The sequence below is a fragment of the Pseudenterobacter timonensis genome (genome assembly GCF_900021175.1).
Lineage (GTDB): Bacteria > Pseudomonadota > Gammaproteobacteria > Enterobacterales > Enterobacteriaceae > Enterobacter > Enterobacter timonensis.
Window position 1 is genome coordinate 492,903 of the sequence record NZ_FCOP01000013.1, and the last position, 25,595, is coordinate 518,497.

The following is a 25,595-nucleotide window of genomic DNA, read 5'->3' on the forward strand; positions in this document are numbered from 1 at the left end:
GACAATTCCCGACGGTGTTTCATATTTCCTCCATTTTTCTCCTTCAATGACTTACTAAACTAGTATCATTCCCCCGAAGTATTTTCAGGATGAGAACATATAACGATGAAAGGCAGTCATAAATCCCGCTGGGCAATTGCAGCAGGTCTCATTGTGGTGGTATTTGCCGCCGCCTGGTACTGGCACAGTCACACTTCCGGTTCATCGGCGCCCGCAGGCGCCAGCAATCCACAGCGTCCGGCCGGCGGCGGGCGTCCAGGGATGCGCGGCGGCGCGCTCGCACCGGTGCAGGCCGCCACCGCTATCACCCAGTCTGTTCCTCGTTATCTCACCGGGCTTGGCACCATTACCGCCGCCAACACCGTCACGGTGCGCAGCCGCGTCGACGGCCAACTGATGGCCATCCACTTCCAGGAAGGGCAGCAGGTCAAAGCGGGGGATCTGCTGGCGGAAATCGACCCGAGCCAGTTTAAGGTTGCTCTCGCCCAGGCGCAGGGACAGCTGGCAAAAGATAAAGCGACGCTGGCTAACGCGCGCCGGGATCTGGCCCGCTATCAACAGCTGGTGAAAACCAATCTGGTCTCCCGCCAGGAGCTGGATACCCAGCAGTCGCTGGTGAGCGAGTCCCAGGGCACCATCAAGGCGGATGAAGCCGCCGTCGCCAGCGCCCAGCTGCAGCTTGACTGGAGCCGCATCACCGCCCCCATCGACGGGCGCGTCGGCCTGAAGCAGGTCGATATCGGCAACCAGATCGCGAGCGGCGACACCACTGGCATCGTGGTGATCACCCAGACCCACCCTATCGACCTGGTCTTTACCCTGCCGGAGAGCGATATCGCCACTATCATGCAGGCGAAGAAGGCAGGCACGCCGCTGACGGTGGAAGCCTGGGATCGCGCCAACAAAAACAAGCTCAGCGACGGCACGCTGCTGAGTCTCGATAACCAGATCGATACCACCACCGGCACCATTAAGCTGAAGGCGCGTTTTAACAACCAGGATGACGCCCTTTTCCCTAACCAGTTCGTTAACGCCCGGATGCTGGTCGCCACTGAAGAGAACGCGGTGGTGATCCCCGCCGCCGCCCTGCAGATGGGTAACGACGGCAACTTTGTCTGGGTGCTGAACGACGATAACAAGGTCAGCAAACACCTGGTCACCACCGGCATTCAGAACAGCCAGACGGTCGTGATTAGCGCCGGGCTCTCCGCGGGCGATCGCGTGGTAACGGACGGTATCGATCGCCTGACCGAAGGGGCGAAAGTCGAAGTGGTGGAAGCGCAGAGCGCCGCCGCAGAGAAGCCGCAACGTGGAGCGAAATCCTGATGCAGGTGATGCCTCCCCGCGCCACAGGCGGGCCGTCACGCCTGTTCATTATGCGCCCCGTCGCTACAACGCTGCTGATGGTGGCGATTTTGCTGGCCGGGATTATCGGCTATCGGTTTCTTCCCGTGTCGGCGCTGCCGGAAGTCGATTATCCCACCATCCAGGTGGTGACCCTCTACCCGGGCGCCAGCCCCGACGTGGTCACTTCTGCCATTACCGCCCCGCTGGAGCGGCAGTTCGGCCAGATGTCCGGCCTGAAACAGATGTCGTCGCAAAGTTCCGGCGGCGCGTCGGTGGTCACGCTGCAGTTCCAGCTCACCCTGCCGCTGGACGTGGCCGAGCAGGAGGTGCAGGCCGCGATCAACGCCGCCACCAACCTGCTCCCCTCCGACCTGCCGAACCCGCCGGTCTACAGCAAGGTCAACCCGGCCGATCCGCCGATTATGACGCTTGCCGTCACCTCCTCCGCCATGCCGATGACTCAGGTCGAAGATATGGTGGAGACCCGCGTGGCGCAGAAAATTTCACAGGTCTCCGGCGTCGGTCTGGTGACCTTATCCGGCGGCCAGCGTCCGGCGGTGCGCGTGAAGCTTAACGCCCAGGCGATTGCCGCGCTGGGCTTAACCAGCGAAACCATTCGCAGCGCCATCAGCAACGCCAACGTCAACTCCGCCAAAGGTTCGCTCGACGGCCCGACCCGCGCGGTGACCCTCTCCGCCAACGACCAGATGCAGTCCGCCGACGAGTACCGCCAGCTGGTGGTCGCTTATCAGAACGGCGCGCCGGTGCGTCTGGGGGATGTGGCCACCGTTGAGCAGGGGGCGGAAAATAGCTGGCTCGGCGCGTGGGCCAATAAGCAGCAGGCGATTGTGATGAACGTGCAGCGTCAGCCGGGGGCCAATATCATCGATACCGCCGACAGCATTCGCGCCATGCTGCCGCAGTTAATCGAAAGCCTGCCGAAATCGGTGAGCGTGAAGGTGCTCTCCGATCGCACCACTAATATCCGCGCCTCGGTCAGCGACACCCAGTTCGAGCTGATGCTGGCGATCGCGCTGGTGGTGATGATCATCTACCTCTTCCTGCGCAACGTTCCGGCGACCATTATCCCCGCCGTGGCGGTGCCGCTCTCGCTGGTGGGCACCTTTGCGGTGATGGTCTTCCTCGATTTTTCGATCAATAACCTGACCCTGATGGCGCTCACCATCGCCACCGGCTTTGTGGTGGATGACGCCATCGTGGTGATCGAGAACATCTCCCGCTATATCGAAAAAGGGGAGAAACCGCTCGCCGCCGCGCTGAAAGGGGCGGGCGAGATCGGCTTTACCATTATCTCCCTGACTTTCTCGCTGATTGCGGTGCTGATCCCCCTGCTGTTTATGGGCGATATCGTTGGCCGTCTGTTCCGCGAATTTGCGGTGACGCTGGCGGTGGCGATCCTTATCTCCGCCGTGGTCTCGCTGACCCTGACGCCGATGATGTGCGCCCGCATGCTAAGCCACGAGTCGCTACGCAAGCAGAACCGTTTTTCACTCGCTTCCGAGCGAATGTTCGAGCGGATCATCGCCGGTTACGGGCGTTTGCTGGCGAAGGTGCTTAACCACCCGTGGGCGACGCTCGGCGTGGCGCTGGGGACGCTGGCCTTAAGCGTGATGCTCTGGATCTTCATCCCGAAAGGGTTTTTCCCGGTGCAGGATAACGGCATTATCCAGGGTACCCTGCAGGCGCCGCAGTCCACCTCGTTTGCCAGCATGGCCCAGCGCCAGCAGGTGATCTCCGATATCATCTTAAAAGATCCGGCGGTAGAGAGCCTGACCGCCTTTGTCGGCGTGGACGGCACTAACCCGGCGCTGAACAGCGCCCGTTTGCAGATTAACCTTAAGCCACTGGATGACCGCGACGACCGGGTCAACACCGTGATTGAGCGGCTTCAGAACGCGGTGGCGAAGGTGCCCGGCGTGGCGCTTTATCTCCAGCCGACGCAGGATCTCACCATTGATACCACGGTGAGCCGCACCCAGTATCAGTTTACCCTGCAGGCCACCAGCCTTGACGCGCTCAGCACCTGGGTGCCGCCGCTAATGGAGAAGCTCCAGGCGCTGCCGCAGCTTTCCGACGTCAGCAGCGACTGGCAGGACAAGGGGCTGGCCGCCTACGTTAACGTCAACCGCGATACCGCCAGCCGGCTGGGGATCACCATGGCGGACGTGGATAACGCGCTTTATAACGCCTTCGGCCAGCGGCTGATCTCCACCATCTACACCCAGGCGAACCAGTACCGCGTGGTGCTGGAGCACAATACCGACCAGACGCCAGGGCTCGCGGCGCTGGACTCCATTCGCCTCACCAGCAGCGACGGCGGCATCGTACCGCTGAGCGCTATCGCTAAAGTGGAGGAGCGCTTTACCCCCCTGTCGGTGAACCACCTCGATCAGTTCCCTTCCACCACCATCTCGTTTAACGTGCCGGAGGGCTATTCACTGGGCGAGGCGGTGGAGGCTATCCAGAACACCGAGAAAACGCTCGGCTTCCCGTCCGATATTCAGACCCAGTTCCAGGGGAGCACGCTGGCCTTCCAGGCGGCGCTCGGCAGCACCGTCTGGCTGATTGTCGCGGCGGTGGTGGCGATGTATATCGTGCTCGGGGTGCTCTACGAGAGCTTTATTCACCCCATTACCATCCTCTCCACCCTGCCGACGGCGGGGGTGGGCGCGCTGCTGGCGCTGATGCTCGCCGGCAGCGAGCTGGATGTGATCGCCATTATCGGTATTATCCTGCTGATCGGCATCGTCAAGAAAAACGCCATCATGATGATCGACTTTGCGCTGGCCGCCGAGCGCGAGCAGGGAATGGCGCCACGCGAGGCGATCTACCAGGCCTGTCTGCTGCGTTTTCGCCCGATCCTGATGACCACGCTGGCGGCGCTGCTTGGCGCCCTCCCGCTGATGCTCAGTACCGGCGTCGGCGCGGAATTACGCCGCCCGCTCGGCATCGGCATGGTGGGCGGACTGCTGGTTAGCCAGGTGCTGACGCTCTTTACCACGCCCGTTATCTACCTGCTGTTTGACAGCCTGGCGCTGAAGATGAAGGCCCGCTTCCCGAAGCGTGAAGAGGAGGCGTAATGAAGTTTTTCGCCCTCTTCATCTACCGCCCGGTGGCGACGATCCTGATTTCGCTCGCCATTACCCTCTGCGGCGTGCTCGGCTTCCGGCTGCTGCCGGTGGCCCCGCTGCCGCAGGTCGATTTTCCGGTGATCATGGTCAGCGCTTCGCTGCCCGGCGCCTCGCCGGAGACCATGGCCTCGTCGGTGGCAACCCCGCTGGAGCGCTCTCTCGGGCGGATTGCGGGGGTTAATGAGATGACCTCCAGCAGCTCGCTCGGCAGCACACGCATCATTCTGGAGTTTAATTTCGACCGCGACATCAACGGCGCGGCGCGCGACGTGCAGGCGGCGATCAACGCCGCCCAGAGCCTGCTGCCAAGCGGTATGCCGAGCCGTCCGACCTACCGCAAGGCCAACCCCTCCGACGCGCCGATCATGATCTTAACGCTCACCTCGGACACCTACTCCCAGGGCGAGCTGTACGATTTCGCCTCCACCCAGCTGGCGCAAACCATCGCCCAGATTGACGGCGTGGGCGATGTGGACGTGGGCGGCAGCTCGCTTCCTGCCGTACGCGTGGGGCTTAACCCGCAGGCGCTGTTCAATCAGGGCGTCTCGCTGGACGACGTGCGCACCACCATCAGCAACGCCAACGTGCGCAGGCCGCAGGGGGCGGTGGAGGATACCAGCCACCGCTGGCAGATCCAGACCAACGACGAGCTAAAAACCGCCGCCGAATATCAGCCGTTAATCATTCACTACAACAACGGCGCGGCGGTGCGGCTGAGCGACGTGGCTACGGTCACCGACTCGGTGCAGGATGTGCGCAACGCGGGGATGACCAACGCGAAACCGGCCATTTTGCTGATGATCCGCAAGCTGCCGGAAGCCAATATTATCCAGACGGTAAACAGCATCCGCGACCGTCTGCCGGAGCTGCAGGAGACCATTCCGGCGGCTATCGATCTGCAAATCGCCCAGGATCGCTCCCCCACGATTCGCGCCTCGCTGGAGGAGGTGGAGCAGACGCTGGTGATCTCGGTGGCGCTGGTGATCCTGGTGGTGTTCCTCTTCCTGCGCTCCGGACGCGCGACGCTTATTCCAGCGGTGGCGGTGCCGGTGTCGCTGATCGGTACCTTCGCCGCCATGTACCTCTGCGGCTTTAGCCTCAACAACCTCTCGTTAATGGCGCTGACCATCGCCACCGGCTTTGTGGTGGATGACGCCATCGTGGTGCTGGAGAATATCTCCCGCCACCTGGAGGCGGGGATGAAACCGTTGCAGGCGGCGCTGCAGGGCTCGCGGGAGGTGGGCTTTACGGTGCTCTCCATGAGCCTCTCGCTGGTGGCGGTCTTTCTGCCGCTGCTGCTGATGGAGGGGCTGCCGGGCCGTCTGCTGCGCGAATTTGCCGTCACGCTGTCGGTGGCGATCGGCATTTCGCTGCTCATCTCCCTGACCCTCACTCCAATGATGTGCGGCTGGATGCTTAAACGCAGCACACCCCGCTCGCAGCCGCGCGCCAGAGGGTTCGGACGGCTGCTGATGCGGCTGCAGGCGGGCTATGGCCGATCGCTGAAATGGGTCTTAAACCACACCCGGCTTGTGGGGGTGGTGCTGCTCGCCACCATCGCGCTCAACGTCTGGCTCTACATCACCATTCCGAAAACCTTCTTCCCGGAGCAGGATACCGGCGTGCTGATGGGGGGGATCCAGGCGGACCAGAGCATCTCTTTCCAGGCGATGCGCGGCAAGCTGCAGGACTTTATGAAGATCATTCGCGAGGATAAGGCGGTGGATAACGTCACCGGCTTTACCGGCGGCTCGCGGGTCAACAGCGGCATGATGTTTATCACCCTCAAGCCGCGCGGCGAGCGTAACGAAACCGCCCAGCAGGTGATCGACCGCCTGCGCGGGAAGCTTGCGAAAGAGCCGGGGGCGAATCTCTTTCTGATGGCCGTTCAGGATATCCGCGTTGGCGGCCGCCAGTCGAACGCCAGCTACCAGTACACCCTGCTCTCCGACGATCTGGCGGCGCTGCGTGAATGGGAGCCGAAGATCCGCAAGGCGCTGGCGGCCCTGCCGCAGCTGGCGGACGTCAACTCCGATCAACAGGATAATGGCGCGGAGATGGACCTGATCTACGATCGCGAAACCATGGCGCGGCTCGGCATCGACGTCGAGGCGGCTAACAGCCTGCTGAATAACGCCTTCGGCCAGCGACAGATCTCCACCATCTATCAGCCACTGAACCAGTACAAAGTGGTGATGGAGGTCGATCCGCGTTACACCCAGGATATCAGCGCACTGGAGAAGATGTTTGTGATCAACAGCGACGGCAAGGCGATTCCGCTCTCCTATTTTGCCAGCTGGCAGCCCGCCAACGCGCCGCTGTCGGTCAACCATCAGGGGCTGTCGGCCGCTTCGACCATCTCCTTTAACCTGCCCACCGGCACCTCGTTGTCCGAGGCGAGCGACGCCATCGTCCGCGCCATGACCCAGCTTGGCGTTCCCTCCAGCGTGCGCGGCAGCTTTGCCGGCACCGCGCAGGTTTTCCAGGAGACGATGAACTCCCAGGTGATCCTGATACTGGCCGCCATCGCCACGGTCTATATCGTGCTGGGCGTACTCTATGAGAGCTATGTCCACCCGCTGACCATCCTCTCCACCCTCCCTTCCGCGGGGGTGGGCGCGCTGCTGGCGCTGGAACTGTTCGGAGCGCCCTTTAGCCTCATCGCGCTCATCGGAATCATGCTATTAATAGGGATTGTGAAGAAAAACGCGATCATGATGGTCGATTTCGCCCTTGAGGCGCAGCGCAACGGCAATCTCAGCCCGCAGGAGGCGATATTCCAGGCCTGCCTGCTGCGTTTTCGCCCGATTATGATGACCACGCTGGCGGCGCTGTTTGGCGCGCTGCCGCTGGTGATCTCGGGCGGCGACGGCTCCGAACTGCGCCAGCCGCTGGGTATAACGATTGTTGGCGGGCTGGTGGTGAGCCAGCTGCTGACGCTCTACACTACGCCGGTGGTCTATCTCTTCTTTGACCGTCTGCGATTGCGTTTTTCGCGGAAAAACAGACATACGGTGACAGAGTAAATGACCGATCTCCCCTCTAACGTTCGCTGGCAGCTATGGATTGTCGCCTTCGGCTTTTTTATGCAATCGCTGGATACAACCATCGTTAACACCGCCCTCCCCTCCATGGCCGCAAGCCTCGGGGAGAGTCCGCTGCATATGCATATGGTTATCGTCTCCTACGTGCTGACGGTGGCGGTAATGCTGCCTGCCAGCGGCTGGCTGGCGGACCGGGTTGGCGTGCGAAACATCTTTTTCACCGCCATCGTGCTGTTCACCCTCGGCTCGCTCTTTTGCGCCCAGGCCGACACCCTGAACGGGCTGGTGATGGCGCGCGTGCTGCAGGGGGTTGGCGGGGCGATGATGGTGCCGGTCGGCAGGCTGACGGTAATGAAGATCGTGCCGCGGGAGCAGTATATGGCGGCGATGACCTTCGTTACGCTGCCAGGCCAGGTCGGGCCGCTGCTCGGCCCGGCGTTGGGGGGGATTCTGGTGGAGTACGCCTCCTGGCACTGGATCTTCTTAATTAATTTGCCGGTGGGGATCGTGGGGGCCATCGCCACGCTCTGCCTGATGCCTAACTATAAAATGCAGACCCGACGCTTCGACATGTCCGGCTTCCTGCTGCTGGCGGCGGGTATGGCGACCCTCACGCTCGCCCTCGACGGGCAGAAGGGGCTGGGGATCTCCACCCTGAGCCTCGCGGCGCTGGTGGCGGTCGGCGTTATCGCCATTCTGTGGTATATCCGCCACGCCCGCGGCAACCCGCGCGCCCTCTTCAGCCTGGATCTGTTTAAAACCGCCACCTTCCGGCTGGGGCTCACCGGCAGCTTCGCCGGGCGCATCGGCAGCGGCATGTTGCCCTTTATGACGCCGGTCTTTTTACAGATTGGGCTGGGTTTTTCCCCTTTTCACGCCGGGCTGATGATGATCCCCATGGTGCTGGGCAGCATGGGGATGAAGCGTATCGTGGTGCAGGTGGTAAACCGCTTTGGCTATCGCCGCGTGCTGGTGGCAAGCACCCTTGGGCTGGCGCTGGTGAGCCTGCTCTTTGTGAGCGTGGCGCTGCTGGGGTGGTATTACATCCTGCCGCTGGTGCTCTTTCTGCAGGGGTGCATTAACTCCATGCGCTTCTCCTCCATGAACACCCTGACGCTTAAAGATCTCCCGGACGAGCTGGCCAGCAGCGGCAACAGCCTGCTGTCGATGATCATGCAGCTCTCCATGAGTATCGGGGTGACTATCGCCGGCCTGCTGCTCGGTCTCTACGGGCAGCATCATCTGGGTGCCGACAGCCCCGTCGCCCACCAGGTATTCCTCTACACCTATCTCAGCATGGCGCTGATTATCGCCCTGCCCGCCCTGATTTTTGCCCGGGTGCCGAATGACAACAGCAAGAACGTCGTCATCAGCCGACGCAGAAGGAGAGAATAATGAAGTTCTGGCGCCCCGGGATCACCGGCAAGCTGTTTCTGGCTATCTTTGCTACCTGCATCGTGCTGTTAATCACCATGCACTGGGCGGTGCGCATGAGCTTTGAGCGCGGTTTTATCGACTACATCAAACATGGCAACGAGCAGCGGTTACAGGGGCTGAGCGACGCGCTGGCGGAGCAGTACGCCCTGCACGGCGACTGGCGTTTTTTACGCAATAACGACCGTTTTGTCTTTCAGATCCTGCGCTCGCTGGAGCATGACGGCGACGACGATCGCCCCGGCGCCAATATGCCGCCCCACGGCTGGCGCACCCAGTTCTGGGTGATCGACCAGGATATGCGGGTGCTGGTTGGCCCCCGTGCGCCAGTGCCGCCGGATGGCACAAGACGGGCTATAACCGTCCGGGGCGCGCCGGTGGGCTGGGTTATCGCCTCTCCCGTCGAGCGGCTGACGCGTAACACCGACATTAACTTTGACCGCCAGCAGCGTCAGACCAGCTGGCTTATTGTCGCGCTCTCCACCCTGCTGGCGGCGCTGGCCACCTTCCCGCTGGCGCGCGGCCTGCTGGCCCCGGTAAAACGACTAGTGGAGGGGACGCACAGGCTGGCGGCGGGCGATTTTACCACCCGGGTAGATACCCGCAGTCAGGATGAACTGGGCAGGCTGGCGCAGGATTTTAACCAGCTTGCCAGCACGCTGGAGAAGAACCAGCAGATGCGCCGCGACTTTATGGCCGATATTTCCCACGAGCTGCGCACGCCGCTGGCGGTGCTGCGTGGCGAGCTGGAGGCGATCCAGGACGGCGTGCGCCAGTTTACCCCCGACTCCGTCGCCTCCCTGCAGGCGGAGGTAGGCACGCTGACCAAGCTGGTGGACGATCTCCATCAGCTCTCCATGTCCGACGAAGGGGCGCTCGCCTACCAGAAAGCGCCGGTGGATCTCATCACGCTGCTGGAGATGGCCAGCGGCGCCTTCCGCGAGCGGTTCGCCAGCCGCAATCTGAATATTGTCCTTTCGCTGCCGGACCGCGCGACGGTCTTTGGCGATCGCGATCGCCTGATGCAGCTCTTCAATAATCTGCTGGAGAACAGCCTGCGCTATACCGACGGCGGTGGCGCGCTGCATATTTCCGGAAAGCAGGCGGGCTCGCGCTTTATGCTGACCTTCGCCGACTCGGCGCCGGGAGTGAAAGAGGAGCAGCTGGAGAAGCTGTTTGAGCGCTTCTACCGCACCGAAGGCTCCCGCAACCGCGCCAGCGGCGGCTCCGGCCTGGGGCTGGCGATCTGCCTGAATATCGTGGAGGCGCACGGCGGCACCATCCGCGCCGCTCATTCGCCTTTTGGCGGGGTTAGCATTACAGTAGAGTTACCGCTGTTACGCGATTTATCGAGAGAAGTATGACTGAGTTACCCATTGACCAAAATACGCCACGCATCCTGATTGTGGAGGACGAGCCTAAGCTTGGGCAGTTGCTGATTGATTATCTGCGGGCGGCAAGCTATGCCCCGACCCTTATCAGTCATGGTGATAAGGTGCTCTCTTACGTGCGCCAGACGCCGCCGGATCTGATCCTCCTTGACCTGATGCTCCCCGGCACCGACGGCCTGACCCTCTGCCGGGAGATCCGCCGCTTCTCGGAGGTGCCCATCGTGATGGTGACCGCGAAAATCGAGGAGATCGACCGCCTGCTGGGGCTGGAAATTGGCGCGGATGATTATATCTGCAAACCCTACAGCCCCCGGGAGGTGGTGGCGCGCGTGAAAACCATTCTGCGCCGCTGCCGCCCGCAGCGTGAGCTGCAGGCGCTGGATGCCGAAAGCCCGCTGGTGGTGGATGAAAGCCGCTTTCAGGCTACCTGGCGCGGCAAGGCGCTGGATCTTACCCCCGCCGAGTTCCGTCTGTTGAAAACGCTCTCCCACGAGCCGGGAAAGGTCTTCTCCCGCGAACAGCTGCTTAACCATCTTTATGACGACTATCGCGTGGTAACCGACCGCACCATCGACAGCCATATCAAAAATCTGCGTCGCAAGCTGGAGGCGCTTGACGCCGATCAGTCGTTTATCCGCGCGGTCTACGGGGTGGGATATCGCTGGGAGGCGGACGCCTGCCGGATCGGGTGATTTGATGTCCCCTCACCCCTGCCCTCTCCCCATGTACAGTCCGGGGACATAGTGAACACTTGTTCGGAGACATGGTAGACACTTACAACTGAGGCATAAGAACCCGTTTATGGAGCCGCTTATGCCCTGGGATGCGAGAGATACCATGTCATTACGTACTGAGTTTGTTTTGTTCGCCTCGCAGGACGGGGCGAACATCCGTTCACTCTGCCGCCACTACGGCATTTCACCGGCCACCGGCTACAAGTGGCTTCGCCGCTGGGCTGAAGACGGCGCAGCCGGGCTTCAGGACCGGCCGCGCACGCCGCATCACTCCCCGAACCGTTCACCGGACGGCATCACTGACCTGCTGCGTATGGCCCATGCCCGCCATGAACGCTGGGGCGCGCGCAAGATTAAGCGCTGGCTGGAGGACCGCGGGCATCCCATGCCCGCCTTCAGCACCGTTCACAGCCTGATGGCCCGTCACGGCCTGCTGCCCGGTATGCCTCCCGGCATACCGGCTACCGGCCGCTTCGAACACTCCGCCCCGAACCGGCTCTGGCAGATGGATTTCAAGGGCCATTTTCCCTTTGGCGGCGGCCGCTGCCATCCGCTCACCCTGCTGGACGACCACTCCCGGTTCTCCCTGTGTCTGGCGCACTGCGGGGATGAACGGCGTGAGACCGTACAGCGGCAGCTCGTCAGGGTCTTTGAACACTACGGTCTGCCGGACCGGATGACCATGGACAACGGCGCGCCGTGGGGCGACACCACCGGCAGCTGGACGGGGCCGGAGCTGTGGCTGATGCGTCTGGGTATCCGTGTCGGTCACTCCCGGCCTTATCATCCACAGACCCAGGGCAAGCTGGAGCGTTTTCACCGCAGCCTGAAGGCGGAACTCCTGCAGGGAAGATGGTTCGCCGACAGCAGCGGGCTGCAGCGGGCGTTCGACCAGTGGCGGGCTGTCTATAACCTTGAGCGTCCGCACGAGGCGCTGGGTATGGCGGTGCCGGCCTCGCGCTATCAGCCGTCCGCCCGTCAGTACAGCGCCACCGTCATGCCGCCGGAATATGACGAAGGGGTGATGGTGAGGAAGGTGGATATCAGCGGGAAGCTGAGCATAAAGGGTCTCAGTCTGAACGCAGGCAAGGCCTTCAGGGGAGAGCGTGTGGGGCTGAAGGAAACGCAGGAGGACGGCTGTTATGAAGTCTGGTGGTACAGCACGAAAGTGGGGGTGATCGACCTGAAGAAAAAGTCGATCACCATGGGTAAGGGATGTTAAAAAGTGTTCACCATGTCCCCGAACATCTGTCTACCATGTCCCCGGACTGTACACCCCAGAGGGGAGAGGGGGAAAACCGGTCCTCTGCCCTAACAAGGAGAAAACCGGTCCGCTGCCCCAACGTTGAGCACCATTCACTCCCCTCACCCCTGCCCTCTCCCCAAAGGGGAGAGGGGGAAAATCGGTCCGCTGCCCTAACGTTGAGCGCCATTTACTCCCCTCACCCCGGACTGTACACCCCAAAGGGGAGAGGGGGAAAACCGGTCCGCTGCCTTAACGAGGAGAAAACCGGTCCGCTGCCCAACGTTGAGCACCATTCACTCCCCTCTCCCCTCTGGGGAGAGGGCCAGGGTGAGGGGCAAGGCAAAGCGCCGCGCTTTACCTGCCCGCCCCGCAGCGCTACAATGCCCGCCCTTAAAGTAAGGGATCTCCCCCTGCCGCGGCACCTGGTGCGCGCGGATCTGACCTGTCATCAGAACGAGTAAAAACATGTTTAAACCGGAACTTCTCTCCCCTGCGGGAACGCTGAAAAATATGCGTTACGCTTTCGCCTATGGCGCCGACGCGGTCTATGCGGGCCAGCCGCGCTACTCCCTGCGCGTACGCAACAACGAATTTAACCACGAGAATCTTCAGCTCGGCATTAACGAAGCCCATGCGCTCGGCAAGAAATTCTACGTGGTGGTTAATATCGCGCCGCACAACGCCAAGCTGAAAACCTTTATTCGCGATCTCCAGCCGGTGGTGGATATGGGGCCGGACGCGCTGATCATGTCCGATCCCGGTTTAATCATGCTGGTTCGCGAGCACTTCCCGCAGATGGATATTCATCTCTCTGTGCAGGCCAACGCGGTGAACTGGGCGACGGTGAAATTCTGGAAACAGATGGGGCTGACCCGCGTGATCCTCTCCCGCGAGCTGTCCCTGGAGGAGATTGCCGAGATCCGCGCTCAGGTGCCGGATATGGAGATTGAGATCTTCGTTCACGGCGCGCTCTGCATGGCCTACTCCGGCCGCTGCCTGCTCTCCGGTTACATCAATAAACGCGACCCGAACCAGGGCACCTGCACCAACGCCTGCCGCTGGGAATATAACGTCCAGGAAGGCAAAGAGGACGATGTCGGCAATATCGTGCATAAATATGAACCGATTCCGGTACAAAACGTCGAGCCGACCCTCGGTATCGGCGCGCCAACCGACAAGGTCTTTATGATCGAAGAGGCGCAGCGTCCGGGCGAATACATGACCGCCTTCGAGGATGAGCACGGCACCTATATCATGAACTCCAAAGATCTGCGCGCCATTGCACACGTGGAGCGACTGACGCAGATGGGCGTCCACTCCCTGAAGATCGAAGGCCGCACCAAGTCGTTCTACTATTGCGCCCGCACCGCGCAGGTCTATCGCAAGGCGATCGACGACGCGGCAGCCGGTAAGCCGTTCGACACCAGCCTGCTTGAGACGCTGGAAGGGCTGGCGCACCGCGGCTATACCGAAGGTTTCCTGCGCCGTCATACCCATGACGATTATCAGAACTACGAGTACGGTTACTCCGTCTCCGAGCGCCAGCAGTTTGTCGGGGAGTTCACCGGCGAACGTAAAGGCCCCCTTGCCGCCGTGGCGGTGAAGAATAAGTTTATGCAGGGCGACAGCCTGGAGCTGATGACCCCGCAGGGCAACGTGAACTTTACGCTGGAGCATATGGAAAACGGTAAGGGTGAGGCGGTCTCCGTAGCGCCTGGCGACGGCCACACCGTCTGGCTGCCGGTTCCGGAAGGAATGGCGCTGGAATATGCGCTGCTGATGCGTAATTTCAATGGGGAAAGCACCCGTAATCCACACGGGAAATAGTTCGCGGCAGGGATTTTTGCGGTATGGGAAGATTCTTAGAAACCGATCACATACCGCTTCGTTCAATGCGGGTATTATCCGCCTGCTGAAAAACATAACCCATAAATGCGAGTTGTACCAGGAACCACCTCCTTAGCCTGCGTATCTCCCTTACGCAGGCTTATTTTTTCCCTTTCATCCAGTTCTTACCCGTTTTTTCTCCGGCTGCGATACACTTTTTGATAGAACAAAAACAGGAGCGAAACGGATGGCAGCCTATCCAGATAGTTTACTCATTCTTAATGGCAAGAGCGCGGGCAACGATTTGTTGCGCGAAGCGATTACACAGCTACGTAATGACGGCGTACAGATCCATGTCCGCGTAACCTGGGAAAAAGGGGACGCGGCGCGATATATTGATGAGGCGTGCCGGCTGGGGGTCGAGACCGTGATTGCTGGCGGCGGCGACGGCACCGTCAACGAGATCGCCAGCGCCCTGGTGAGCCTGAACCACCCGCGCCGTCCGGCGCTGGGCCTTCTGCCGCTGGGCACGGCGAATGATTTTGCCACCAGTGTCGGCATTCCCGACGATCTCGACAAGGCGCTGCAGCTGGCAATTGCCGGTAAAGCGGTGGCGGTGGATATCGCCCGGGTCAACGATGAGACCTGTTTTATCAATATGGCGACCGGCGGATTCGGCACCCGCATCACCAGCGAAACGCCGGAAAAACTCAAGGCGGCGCTGGGCGGCGTCTCCTATCTGCTGCACGGTCTGATGCGCATGGATACCCTCAAGCCAGACCGCTGCGAAATTACCGGGGATAACTTTCACTGGCAGGGCGACGCCCTGGTGATCGGCATCGGCAACGGACGACAGGCCGGCGGCGGTCAGCAGCTCTGCCCGGACGCGCTGATTAATGATGGTCTGTTACAGCTGCGGATCTTCACCGGAGAAGAGCTGCTGCCCGCCCTCTTCACGACTCTGACGAAACCAGAAGAGAGCCCCAACATCATGGACGGGGTTTCAGCCTGGTTTGAGATCAAAGCGCCGCACGGCATGACTTTTAACCTGGACGGAGAGCCGCTGAGCGGGGAGCATTTCCGCATCGATCTGCTTCCGGGCGCGCTGGCGTGTCGGCTGCCGCCGGACTGCCCGCTGCTGAAATAATGTCTGCCGGGTGAAGGGGCCTCAGGCCGGGTAAGCATAGCGCCACCCGGCCAGCCTTTATTTGCGCGCTTTTACGCGATGGTGACTTTACTGTCCAGATAGACATCCTGAACGGCATTGATCAGCTTCACCCCATCCGCCATCGACTTTTTAAACGCCTTGCGACCAAGAATTAGCCCCATGCCGCCCGCACGTTTGTTGATGACCGCCGTACGGACCGCATCGGTCAGGTCGGTGTCGCCGCCTGACGCGCCGCCGGAGTTGATAAGCCCGGCGCGACCCATATAGCAGTTAGCCAGCTGGTAGCGCACCAGATCGATAGGGTTATCGCTGGTCAGCTTGCTGTAGACGCGATCGTCGGTATAGCCGAAGTTCACCGCCTTATAGCCGCCGTTATTCTCGGCCATCTTCTGCTTAACGATATCTGCGCCGATGGTTGCCGCCAGATGGTTAGCCTGGCCGGTGAGATCGGCGGAGACATGGTAATCGGTGCCATCCTTTTTAAAGGCGGAGTTGCGCAGGTAGGCCCACAGCACCGTCACCATGCCCAGCTCGTGGGCGCGTTCGAATGCGGCGGAGATCTCCTCGATCTGGCGGCGCGACTGTTCAGAACCAAAGTAGATAGTCGCCCCCACCGCAACGGCCCCCATGTTGAACGCCTGCTCTACGCTGGCGTAGAGCGTCTGGTCATATTCAGTGGGATAACTCAGGGTTTCGTTGTGGTTGAGCTTGACGAGGAACGGAATGCGGTGGGCGTAGCGACGAGAAACGGAAGCCAGTACGCCATAGGTGGAGGCCACGCAGTTACATCCCGCCTCGATCGCCAGTTCCACAATATTCTTCGGATCAAAATAGAGCGGGTTCGCCGCAAAGGAGGCGCCAGCCGAGTGCTCCACGCCCTGGTCGACGGGTAAGATGGAGAGGTAGCCCGTCCCGGCAAGGCGTCCTGTGTTGTAGAGCGTCTGCATGTTCCGCAACACAGCGGGTGGCCGGTTGTTATCCACCATCACCCGGTCGACGTAGTCGTGGCCCGGCAGATAGAGTTGATCGGCCGGAATGGTCATACAACGATGCTGTAAAAGGCTTTCGGCGTCTTTGCCAAGCAACTGCGCAATATCTGTCATAGCGATACTCCCGTAAGTTCCGACTTGCGTCGGTACGTGTGATCTCCTGCATTGCCGCAGGCAGACTGAGAATGTCTCCAGGAAGGGCTCTTTCTCGAACGGGCAGCGCCCATTGCCCTTGCCGGGACAACGTCTAAGCCTGGTACCGACCTGACAGATTTTCCACCGATAGCCCATTTATTCAGCACATTCTGCTGACTCCTTTCAACTTTTTAGCGCTTTACCACCAGGCATGAAAATGGTGCACCGGGCCGATGCCATGCCCGACCTCCAGGGTATCCGCCTGCGCCAGCGCGGCGGTGAGCCAGCTTTTCGCCGCCTGTACGGTATCAGCCCAGCTGCTGTGACGCGGGCGCAGCGCCGCCAGCGCCGCCGAGAGGGTACAGCCCGTACCGTGGGTATGGCGGGTCTTTACGCGCGGCGCGGTAAAACGCTGTTCGCCCTCGCGGGTAAAGAGCCAGTCGGGGCTTTCGTTATCCTGCAGATGGCCGCCCTTTATCAGCACCGCCTCACAGCCCATTGCCAGTAGCGCCCTGCCCTGCTCTTTCATCTCCTTTTCGTTTTGCGCATGCGGTGCCGCAAGCAGCGCCGCAGCCTCCGGGAGATTGGGGGTAATAATAGAGACCTGCGGCAGCAGACGTCTGCGCAGGGTGTCGACCGCCGACGGCGAGAGCAGCGGATCGCCGCTTTTCGCCAGCATCACCGTATCCAGCACGACGTTTCGCACCTGATAGCGCGCCAGCTGTTCCGCCACCGTCTCCACAATCTCCGCCCCGGCCAGCATGCCAATCTTGGTGGTATCGATTCGGACATCGCTGAAAACCGACTCCAGCTGTGCCGCCACGAAGCCGGGGTCGATATGGTAAACCGACTGCACACCCCGGGTATTTTGCGCCACCAGCGCGGTAATGACGGAGCAGCCGTAGGCTTCCAGCGCGGAGAAGGTTTTCAAATCGGCCTGAATACCCGCGCCGCCGCTGGGATCGGTGCCGGCAATGGTTAAGGCGTTTATTCGCTTCATGCCCGCCCCTCCCGCCAGAGCGCATCTATAAACGCGGCGACAAAACTGCCCGGCCCTGCGCTTTGCGAGGCCGCCTGCGCGCCCGCCCGTTTCATTATCCCGCAGGCCGCCGCGACATTCTCCAGCCGATCGCCCGGGAGGGTCGTGCAGGCTGCCACTACCGCCGAGAGCGCGCAGCCGGTGCCCACCACCCGGGTCATTAGCGGATCGCCGCCGGGAACAGAACAGGTACGCTCGCCGTCGGTGACATAATCTACTTCCCCCGTAATAGCGACAATCGCCCCGCTCTGACGTGCCAGCGCTCGGGCGCCCGGCAGCGCGCTGTCGGCGGTATCGGTGGCATCCACGCCGCGCCCCCCTTTGTTGACGCCAGCCAGCGCCAGGATCTCAGAGGCGTTACCGCGTATCACCGCGGGTTGCAGGGAGAGGATCTGCTGGCAAAACCGGGTGCGAAGCGACAGGGCCCCCACCGCCACCGGATCGAGGGTCCAGGGCTTATTCGCTGCCACGGCACGTTCAATCGCCCCGCGCATCGCCTGCGCCCGGGATTCGGTGAGCGTGCCGACATTAATCAGCAGCGCATCGGCGATAGCGGCAAACTCCGGCGCTTCTTCGGCGTCAATCACCATCGCGGGCGAAGCGCCCAGCGCCAGCAGAACGTTGGCGGTGAAGGTCTGCACCACATCATTGGTCATACAGTGAACGAGCGGCGAACGGGTTCGCAGACGTTGTAAGGAGGGTATAGTAGAAAGGTCAGGCTGCATGGTTTCGCTCCTGCCCTGCGTGAAGAAGCGATAGCCTGCGAAGGTTATCTGACTTCCCTACGCTGGCATTATCCAGATCAGGTAATACGGGTATTTCTCAGCCTTCACAAAGAAGGGCACCCCGAGTCATTTAAAACAAAATCAAAAGCTTGCGATTAATGCTCCTCATTAATCCCTGATCAGGATAGTAATGCCAGCGGGAAGTCTTGTAAACGGCAAAAGTGGCCCTTTTGGGCCATGTGTGACAGTTTGAGTGGCAGAATGAGTGACAGGCAATTTTCTTCAGAAACAAAAAAGGCCGGGTTGCCCCAGCCTCATTGAGACGAAATCAGTGTTCTTATTTACTCAAGTAGATATGCACATTGGGCACTTGCATAGTTTGCAGCAGCCAGTGGGACTTTAGCTGCTGCTTTTTTTGCTGCCGGAGAAATCGGGTGATCCGCTTGACCTTGCTCCATAGCCTTTGTCATCCCTTGAGATATCCGATTGGAAATTGATTCACAGCTTTCCCCATTATTGATCCCTTGAACAACCAAACTATCAATATTTTGCGCCATACTATTGGCAATTTCCTGGCCTGCTGCTTGAGGATTATTACGAGCCTTCTCTGTAAATGAGTCAGTAAGTAATCCACCTTTTATAAAGGCTTCAGCGAGTTGATTTTTCGCTAGAGCAACTTGCGATTCGGCTTCAGGTGAAGCCATAGCAGTCATTGAAAAAAAGGAAAAAATAAAACCATCTAACACTAGTAATCTTTTCATGTTATCTCTCTAAGATGCAGGGGTATCACAATTCATATGGCATACTATCTATCATGTTAATTTTCGTAAATAAAATCGAACACCAACACATAAAAAAGCCGGGATTAACCCGGCTCTTATGTTTTCAGTTTTCGTTGTCGCTGTTCGCTGAGGTAGTACCTTACTGCACTGTCGAATCCGTGGTTTTGAATGCGGTCAAGTAGGCTGGAACGACTACAGCCGAGCCGACGCGCCAGCGCTGACATGTTGATAATCGCATCATCGCCCTTGCCATCTAAGATCCACTGCATCAGCGGCATGTTACCAGTACCGATCAAAGCTAATTTCATATGTATCTCCTTTGGAGATTTGCCACAGGCAAACCCGGTAACGGGTATCCGTATATCTCCTTTCCTTTGCCTCGCCAGCAGCGGGGGCAATGCGCCCCCAAAATCTGCTATCTTACGCTGCGTCGTTCGCCAGTCGTGTAATGAAATCCGGACGGTACACAACAGGCAAGATAGAGCTTTCTGCAAATAGCTCCACGTTCTTAAACTTGTCCTGTACGCTCCAGATACGGAAATCAACCGGATCAGCAAATGCCAGATCAAGATTGCGGCTGGTAGCCGTTGCTACATAACCGAAAGGCAGAGCAATATCAGAGGACAGCGGTTTGCTAAAGCGCGGAACCAGGAAGGATTCATCCGGACCAATTCCGTATAGTGCCTGATCCGTGACCTCCACCACTCGAACATTTTCAATGATGAATGTTGAGAATGCCGGAAGCACTTCTTTGTTAAACAACACATCACGATCAAGCACACCGAACTGAACATTCTGACGAACATCAGGGTGATACTTGATGCCGCGAAAAACATTGCTACCTGCAAACAGGATAAATCCATCAAGCTGACCAGCAAGGCCACCCATGCGCACTTTAGCAGCGGTTACTGCATCATCGAGGCTGCGAAGTGGGTCACCAGAGCTAACGCTGGTTTTGATCGTTCCGGTTGCCTGTTGGTATCCAAATTCATCTTCCCAGGAAATGATCGGCTGCTGGGTGTAGGTCGCTTCGACAGTATTTCGGAAGAGTGCATCAGCAAAAATTTTCTCTTTGGTACGCATGTATTTATCATGCATTGCGATAGCTGATGAGGTGACCGCATCCATTACAGACATTTGCAGGTCTGAATTTGGTTTCCTGTATGGTTGCACGTCTGCCGCCGTGATACGGTCCTGATATGCGTATAACGGGGCCTCAATCAGGTGATTGCTGGCGCTACGCTTAGGAATGCTGGACCACTCAGAGCCGTAACGGTTAACAGAGCTTGCCACCTTCTGAGCGACTTCATCAATAATGTCGAGGCTCACCTTCGGACTTGCAGAAGTCTGACGATCACTGAAAACGTTAAGCGTGGAAAGCAAAGTGTTCTTTGCATCCATGTTAACAAAGGTGTTGGTGTAATCCGCGTAGCTGAAATTGGTTGATAGTCCCATGTTGTCTTCTCCTTATTATTATTCTGCGTCCGGTGCGCTTGTACGGATAGCGCCCGTGTTGGTGAGTGCGGCAATAGCATTAGCGCCAGCGGTAGCGCCCATAACAGCGGTGATGGTGTCTTGTTTGATGTAAATCCCGCGATCAGCAACGATGATATGAGCAGCATCTTCTGCCCTGTGGTGGCTCAGAACCAGCAGACAGTCATCACCAGAGACATAAGCAGCCCCAGCGCTGGTAATGCAACTACCCGGCTGGACTTCTACAGCTAGATCGACAGTAATAGTCTTGCGGTCAAAATTCGGATCGGCTGCATACGCGATCACGTCATTGTAAGAACGTTCAGTTGTTCCCATTTTCATATAATTAACTCCCGTTAAATTTCACATAGCTATGTAAACAAAAGGCCAGCGCCTGCTTGAGCCGTAAACGGCAACAGGGCCAGCCTTTCGAATTGTTCCGATGAAAAAAGTGACCGGACAGAGAGAGGTCCGGTGTGAATTTCACTGGTAGGAATGAGGAGGTGATCAGCGCCATCCAAGAGGTAAGGAGCCTCAAACGCTGAACACCTGAGCCAGTTTGCATCATGGCGAGATGACCGACGAGGAGAGCGCCGGATTTAATGGCAATCCAGACCTTAGGCCCAGACTTTGTACGCCCTATAACATCGCAGCGCGATTTAAAACAGAGTTTTAAACCCGTCCACGGGTGCCACAGGCGAATCTTTCTTTTCTGAATACAACCAGCGGTCGGCGAAAACCTTCCCGTGAGAGTGCGGATATTGGCTGTATTTAGAAAAGGCCCGCACGGTGTTCACACAGGCACTTTAATATCGTAAGGAGAAAGGGAAGACAATTGGCTGTAGTATTTCCCTATGCATATTATTTTATCACGTGATTATATCAATTGCAACAAATACTTGGCAAATTTGACGGAAAAAAATTGACTTCTCGACAAAATTGATATAATAGCGGCAGATTCGCCGCCTTCTGTTTCATCATTGAGCAATCCCCAGAATCAGGTTGTTCTGAGCCTGGTTGTTCTCTCGGATTTTGGTGTCCACCAATCCAGCAATTTTGTCATCATGTACAAAGACGTCCATCTGCTGATTAATGTTCGCCTGCCCGGTAACACTGACAGGGATCGGTTGTTGCTTCGCCAAACTGTCGATTGTTGGGACGGTGAATGTTGGCTGCTGCGGTTGTAGTGTCTGGTAGCTTAGGCCGGGAACGTTTAATGATACTCCATCCCAGGCTGTGCCTGAGCCGATATTGCTCTGTTTGCCACTATCCAGCCACGGGTAAATCTGCTTAAGCGTTTGACCGATGCTGCGCGGGTCAAACCCAGTCTTTTCCTTAATCCAATCGGCGGTGCTATTCGCAGAGTCATTTACAACTGTGTTGTAAACTGCATCCGGCAGTGTTGCGCCTTTCTTGAGTTCTTCACCGACTCGCCCTGCGAATGAGAGAATGTTAGTAGTGAGTTCTCCAAGAGCAATACCAAGGCTGTCAGTAATGCTGATAAGGCCCGTCATATTCTGACGTAGATTGTCAGTATTGGCTGCATATTCTCCCAAACCCTGAACGAATGAGGCAGAAAAATGATCTGCAAGACTGGTCTGTACCCTGCTGTACTCCGTCGATAATGCAGCCAGCTTATCGAGGTTGGCTTGTTGTGCCTCAGAAAGAGACCATCCTTCCGTTGAAAGCTTCTTCATTCGATCAATAAGTCCCTGCCCTTCATCATTGAAAACATCAAGGAAAACTGAGCCATCATTCACAGCTTCGGCTAAGTGCCGGGTTTGGTTATCCGTCCATTTGAAAGTTTTCTGCAACTGTTTCAGGTAAGTGATGAAGGTCGGAAAATCCAGCTTCTGGAGTTCTCCGATCACCTTCTGGGCTACCTTCTGGTTGCCGTTGGTGGAGGTCAGCACATTGTTGATAATATCTGCGAACTCGCCACCACCGCTGAAATTCACCTGTCCTGTTTTCTTGTTACGTTTGAAAGAGCCAGTATTCAGCAATTCCCCGGCCTTTTCGGTCGTGTCCTTGTTGAGGTCAGCCAGCTTATCAGCACTCAGTGAGTAACCAACACGGCTCATTGATAAATCCTGAAGTGCTGCAAACTCAAGGTTGCTGATCCCGTACTGCTGGAGTTTTTTCACATCTTGAGAACGCTCAAGGCTTCCTTGTAGGGTCTGACCAACACGAGCAACCCCCATTGAGCCAATCAGGGAACCACCTGCAATTACACCAGTGGCAGCAAGGCCACCATAGCCACGTTCGCTACGTTCACGGGTCAGACGTTGAGCATTAATGCGCCCTGCTCGCTCTGCTTTAGCTCGATCCTTAATCATCTGACGGTTAATACGTGCCTGCCGCCTAGTTTCCAGAGTCGCTTTAGCAAGTTCATGGCGCATTTCTGCGATGGTATAACGCTGCTCGGAGTATCCCTTGGTAGCCTCTTTGATTGCCTGCACAGCTTTCATCTTGTCAGCCAGGCTAGCTCCTTCGATATGACTAATAGTTAAACTGGCACGGCGCAGAGTATCGTATGCAGTGCTCTGGCGTTTAAGACTGGCCTCTTTCTCACGCTGGCGCTTTTCTTCTAAGGCCATAGCCCTTTTGGTGGCTGCGATGTCAGCAGCAACAGCGCCGTGACCACAGTTCATTGCTTCAGTCTGGCGAGAAACAAGACCGGGATCGTAATGTTGACCGCCCATGTTTGGGTTGTAGGTCATCGCTCGTGATCTGGCTGCGGCCTGCACTTTTGCAGATATAGCCGCTAATCGGGAGTTCTGTCGCGCGGCCTGTTCCTGTTGAGATAGCTGGCGAGCCTGTAATGAGGTCATTTTATTGGCATGAGCAACTGCATCCCGTTCCATTTTGGCTTGAATCTGAGCTTGTTTCTGTTGCTGTTTTGATAATTGTTCAGCCTGTCGAAGCCTTGCAGTCTGGGCTTTCGCTGCGGCTAGTGCTGCTTTGCCTTCACTCTGAGCGGTCCGCTTCTGGGCCTTCTCCAGCGCTTTAGCTGGTTTCTCGTGAGCTGCCTTAAGCGAAATTATCTTCTTTTTGGCCTTTTGATATGAGGCATCGTCTGTGATCCACGAGATTTCATTAACGGTGCTGGTAACAATCTTATTGGTCCCACTCATCATACCCCCTGCTGCTTGATGATATTGCCGTAACGATCAGGATCGGATTTTGCGAGTGCAGCAGCCGCTGCTTTAGCCTTCGCCAGCATTTCAGGATCAATGTGGTCAGTGGTATGTGAGACAACCGGACGACTATCAGCACCCAGCGATTTAGAGATCCGTTGTTTAGCACCAGAGGTGTCTCGCATTGGCGAGAGGGCTTCGCCCCGTTTATCCGTGGGTGTTTCAGCCGGGGCTGATTTGAGCAACTCCGGATGTTGATCCAGAAAGTTATCGGTAACGCTCTTCAGATTGTCCCGCGCTTTTTGGAGTTCGTATTCCTCCGGTGTCATGCCGTGCATGGCGGCGAAAATCCGGTCTTTTATTGTGGTCATTTTTATAGTATCTCCAGAGTAGGATAATCCCGCCGATCAGGACGTGACGAAGCGCCACCCAGCCCCAAGGCAGGAAAAAGATGTAATCAAAGTTCATTGGCTCCCGATGTGGGATTATTTGGATTTACGCTTAGTGCGCTTCTTCTTCACTGTCGGCAGTTTGCAGATATTCGCGAACACGTCTGGGTAGTAACCCAACATTTCAGAGTCAGTGATCCCGGCGTTATGCAGGTAATATCTCAGGCTGACGTATGACAGACCATCGCAACGCTTACGGATCTGCTCAGGATGCATCCTACTCCCCCACATTTCACGGATAAATTCTGTCCGGGTTGTCGGTGTCATCATCGCCCAAGTCACCGCCGGTTTTTGACGTGCGAGCCGCCAGACTTCAGCAAACGGAAGATCTAGTGTATTTGCGACAATTTGCAGTGAAAACCCACGATTCAATAGCAAACGGGCTTTACGTTGTGTTTCCAGGTCGGAAGGATTGGACCGGGTTTTGTATGTTGGATTCTCCAGGATGGAGAAAAGGCGTGATAGTTTTTGTTCATCATCTGCGGTCAGTTCACCGCTAACGTTTTCACACAATTATTCCTCCAAATGTTAAAACGGTTGGTTTTCATCCCAGGCTTGGGTTGGCTGTGCATTAGCACCCTGTTTTGCTGCGGCTGCTCTCTGTGCCTGCTGCTGTTTGTAAATGGCATCAGCGCCTGACGGTTCATCGTTAGCGGCTGACCTCGATCCTTTGTATCCATCGCTCTGGATTTTTCTTATATGGCTCTTTATCAGATCCGTTATCGCACCAGGTTTTGCTATCCCCCACATCGCACCATAGGCCATAAATCCTTCATCGTCGTAACCTTCTACCCAGTTGTTGAGGGTATCAAGATCGGCATAGTACCGTTCGTTCACCGCATCATTAGCGGAAATATCATCATGCTGATCGCTATAAACGTCAGATACACCGTCTCGTTTTCCAGCATTGCCCTGATCAGATTCGTCATCGCCTTTTTTCTCCTCGTTTGTTGGCTCTGCTGCTTTTTTCTCCTTAAGCTTGGATTTTGATTCGTCCGGATGTGGTGGGGTAATCCCCAGAACAGCAACAGACGCAGGGGGGATCGCCGTATAATTACTTGAGTTAACGTTACCACGCACTTTTGCAGTCCGTTTTATAACCACTTTTGCAGCATCCAGAGCTTTAAGAGCATCGATCGCAGCCTTTTCTGATACACCCACCTCCCACGCGATAACGTTGGTGTTGGTATGTATCGGATCATCATTTCCACGATTCTTATTCTCCTGAAACGTCCAGATGTACGCATAAATCAATTTCATCGTGGCAGTGAATCGAATATCACCTTCCGCTGTGCGTAGTTTAGTTATTCGGCGAATGCGGGAATAAATGACATCGTAAGTATCAGTTTTTGGCTTGCTCATTATTAATCCCCTGTGGGTTCGTCTGTGATTGGTTATCGCGTTTCTGTATGTGTTTCGCCAGGTTCTGGCACATGTTGCGGATCATTCTGGGAACCGGCATCCCGAGGCGGTCCGACTCTTCACGTAAAATTGCATATGTTTCATCGTCTAATGACAGTTTC

Annotated in this window: 20 protein-coding genes and 1 riboswitch; of the genes, 9 read left to right on the forward strand and 11 right to left on the reverse strand. The window is 57.6% G+C overall.

The window, feature by feature from the left end:
- Nucleotides 1-105 precede the first annotated feature (105 nt).
- From BN3796_RS17750 to yegS, 9 genes are all read left to right on the forward strand, one after another.
- Nucleotides 106-1,326 (forward strand): MdtA/MuxA family multidrug efflux RND transporter periplasmic adaptor subunit, encoded by a 1,221-nt coding sequence (locus tag BN3796_RS17750; RefSeq protein WP_061709675.1) that lies wholly within the window; start codon nucleotides 106-108, stop codon nucleotides 1,324-1,326.
- Nucleotides 1,326-4,448, forward strand: coding sequence for an MdtB/MuxB family multidrug efflux RND transporter permease subunit (locus tag BN3796_RS17755; RefSeq protein ID WP_061709676.1), 3,123 nt, complete (start codon nucleotides 1,326-1,328; stop codon nucleotides 4,446-4,448). The genes BN3796_RS17750 and BN3796_RS17755 overlap by 1 nt, the downstream gene beginning before the upstream one ends.
- Complete coding sequence (mdtC, locus tag BN3796_RS17760; protein ID WP_061709677.1) at nucleotides 4,448-7,525, forward strand: multidrug efflux RND transporter permease subunit MdtC; 3,078 nt, start codon at nucleotides 4,448-4,450, stop codon at nucleotides 7,523-7,525. Before BN3796_RS17755 ends, mdtC begins: the two co-directional genes overlap by 1 nt.
- Nucleotides 7,526-8,938, forward strand: a complete 1,413-nt coding sequence (gene mdtD / locus BN3796_RS17765; RefSeq protein ID WP_061709678.1) for an MFS transporter — start codon at nucleotides 7,526-7,528, stop codon at nucleotides 8,936-8,938.
- Nucleotides 8,938-10,341, forward strand: a complete 1,404-nt coding sequence (gene baeS, locus BN3796_RS17770) for an envelope stress sensor histidine kinase BaeS (protein ID WP_061709679.1) — start codon at nucleotides 8,938-8,940, stop codon at nucleotides 10,339-10,341. The genes mdtD and baeS overlap by 1 nt, the downstream gene beginning before the upstream one ends.
- Nucleotides 10,338-11,060, forward strand: coding sequence for an envelope stress response regulator BaeR (baeR, locus tag BN3796_RS17775; protein ID WP_061709680.1), 723 nt, complete (start codon nucleotides 10,338-10,340; stop codon nucleotides 11,058-11,060). The genes baeS and baeR overlap by 4 nt, the downstream gene beginning before the upstream one ends.
- Before the next feature lie 121 nt (nucleotides 11,061-11,181).
- Complete coding sequence (locus BN3796_RS17780) at nucleotides 11,182-12,324, forward strand: IS481 family transposase (protein ID WP_061706824.1); 1,143 nt, start codon at nucleotides 11,182-11,184, stop codon at nucleotides 12,322-12,324.
- A gap of 489 nt (nucleotides 12,325-12,813) precedes the next feature.
- Nucleotides 12,814-14,175 (forward strand): prephenate-dependent tRNA uridine(34) hydroxylase TrhP, encoded by a 1,362-nt coding sequence (trhP, locus tag BN3796_RS17785; protein ID WP_061709681.1) that lies wholly within the window; start codon nucleotides 12,814-12,816, stop codon nucleotides 14,173-14,175.
- A gap of 247 nt (nucleotides 14,176-14,422) precedes the next feature.
- A complete protein-coding gene (gene yegS, locus BN3796_RS17790; protein WP_061709682.1) occupies nucleotides 14,423-15,322 on the forward strand; it encodes a lipid kinase YegS in 900 nt (299 codons plus the stop codon).
- A 71-nt stretch (nucleotides 15,323-15,393) separates the two neighbouring features.
- Here yegS and fbaB read toward each other — a convergent pair whose 3' ends face one another.
- The 11 genes from fbaB to BN3796_RS17845 form a co-directional block, all read right to left on the reverse strand.
- Nucleotides 15,394-16,446: a class I fructose-bisphosphate aldolase gene (gene fbaB, locus BN3796_RS17795; RefSeq protein WP_061709683.1), complete on the reverse strand. Its 1,053-nt coding sequence runs from the start codon at nucleotides 16,444-16,446 to the stop codon at nucleotides 15,394-15,396.
- Between the two features lie 220 nt (nucleotides 16,447-16,666).
- A complete protein-coding gene (gene thiD, locus BN3796_RS17800; RefSeq protein WP_061709684.1) occupies nucleotides 16,667-17,467 on the reverse strand; it encodes a bifunctional hydroxymethylpyrimidine kinase/phosphomethylpyrimidine kinase in 801 nt (266 codons plus the stop codon).
- Nucleotides 17,464-18,231: a hydroxyethylthiazole kinase gene (gene thiM, locus BN3796_RS17805; protein WP_061709685.1), complete on the reverse strand. Its 768-nt coding sequence runs from the start codon at nucleotides 18,229-18,231 to the stop codon at nucleotides 17,464-17,466. Before thiM ends, thiD begins: the two co-directional genes overlap by 4 nt.
- A gap of 37 nt (nucleotides 18,232-18,268) precedes the next feature.
- Nucleotides 18,269-18,365, reverse strand: a riboswitch (TPP riboswitch).
- A 207-nt stretch (nucleotides 18,366-18,572) separates the two neighbouring features.
- Nucleotides 18,573-18,992, reverse strand: coding sequence for a hypothetical protein (locus BN3796_RS17810; RefSeq protein ID WP_061709686.1), 420 nt, complete (start codon nucleotides 18,990-18,992; stop codon nucleotides 18,573-18,575).
- A gap of 116 nt (nucleotides 18,993-19,108) precedes the next feature.
- Nucleotides 19,109-19,321 (reverse strand): hypothetical protein, encoded by a 213-nt coding sequence (locus tag BN3796_RS17815; RefSeq protein ID WP_048994112.1) that lies wholly within the window; start codon nucleotides 19,319-19,321, stop codon nucleotides 19,109-19,111.
- A 112-nt stretch (nucleotides 19,322-19,433) separates the two neighbouring features.
- Complete coding sequence (locus BN3796_RS17820) at nucleotides 19,434-20,468, reverse strand: major capsid protein (RefSeq protein WP_061709687.1); 1,035 nt, start codon at nucleotides 20,466-20,468, stop codon at nucleotides 19,434-19,436.
- An 18-nt stretch (nucleotides 20,469-20,486) separates the two neighbouring features.
- Complete coding sequence (locus BN3796_RS17825) at nucleotides 20,487-20,828, reverse strand: hypothetical protein (protein ID WP_061709688.1); 342 nt, start codon at nucleotides 20,826-20,828, stop codon at nucleotides 20,487-20,489.
- Nucleotides 20,829-21,463: 635 nt separating this feature from the next.
- A complete protein-coding gene (locus tag BN3796_RS17830; protein WP_238379244.1) occupies nucleotides 21,464-23,623 on the reverse strand; it encodes a chemotaxis protein in 2,160 nt (719 codons plus the stop codon).
- Nucleotides 23,620-23,994 (reverse strand): hypothetical protein, encoded by a 375-nt coding sequence (locus BN3796_RS17835; protein WP_061709690.1) that lies wholly within the window; start codon nucleotides 23,992-23,994, stop codon nucleotides 23,620-23,622. The genes BN3796_RS17830 and BN3796_RS17835 overlap by 4 nt, the downstream gene beginning before the upstream one ends.
- Before the next feature lie 114 nt (nucleotides 23,995-24,108).
- A complete protein-coding gene (locus BN3796_RS17840) occupies nucleotides 24,109-24,585 on the reverse strand; it encodes a hypothetical protein (protein WP_061709691.1) in 477 nt (158 codons plus the stop codon).
- A gap of 15 nt (nucleotides 24,586-24,600) precedes the next feature.
- A complete protein-coding gene (locus BN3796_RS17845; RefSeq protein ID WP_061709692.1) occupies nucleotides 24,601-25,434 on the reverse strand; it encodes a hypothetical protein in 834 nt (277 codons plus the stop codon).
- Nucleotides 25,435-25,595: the final 161 nt, after the last annotated feature.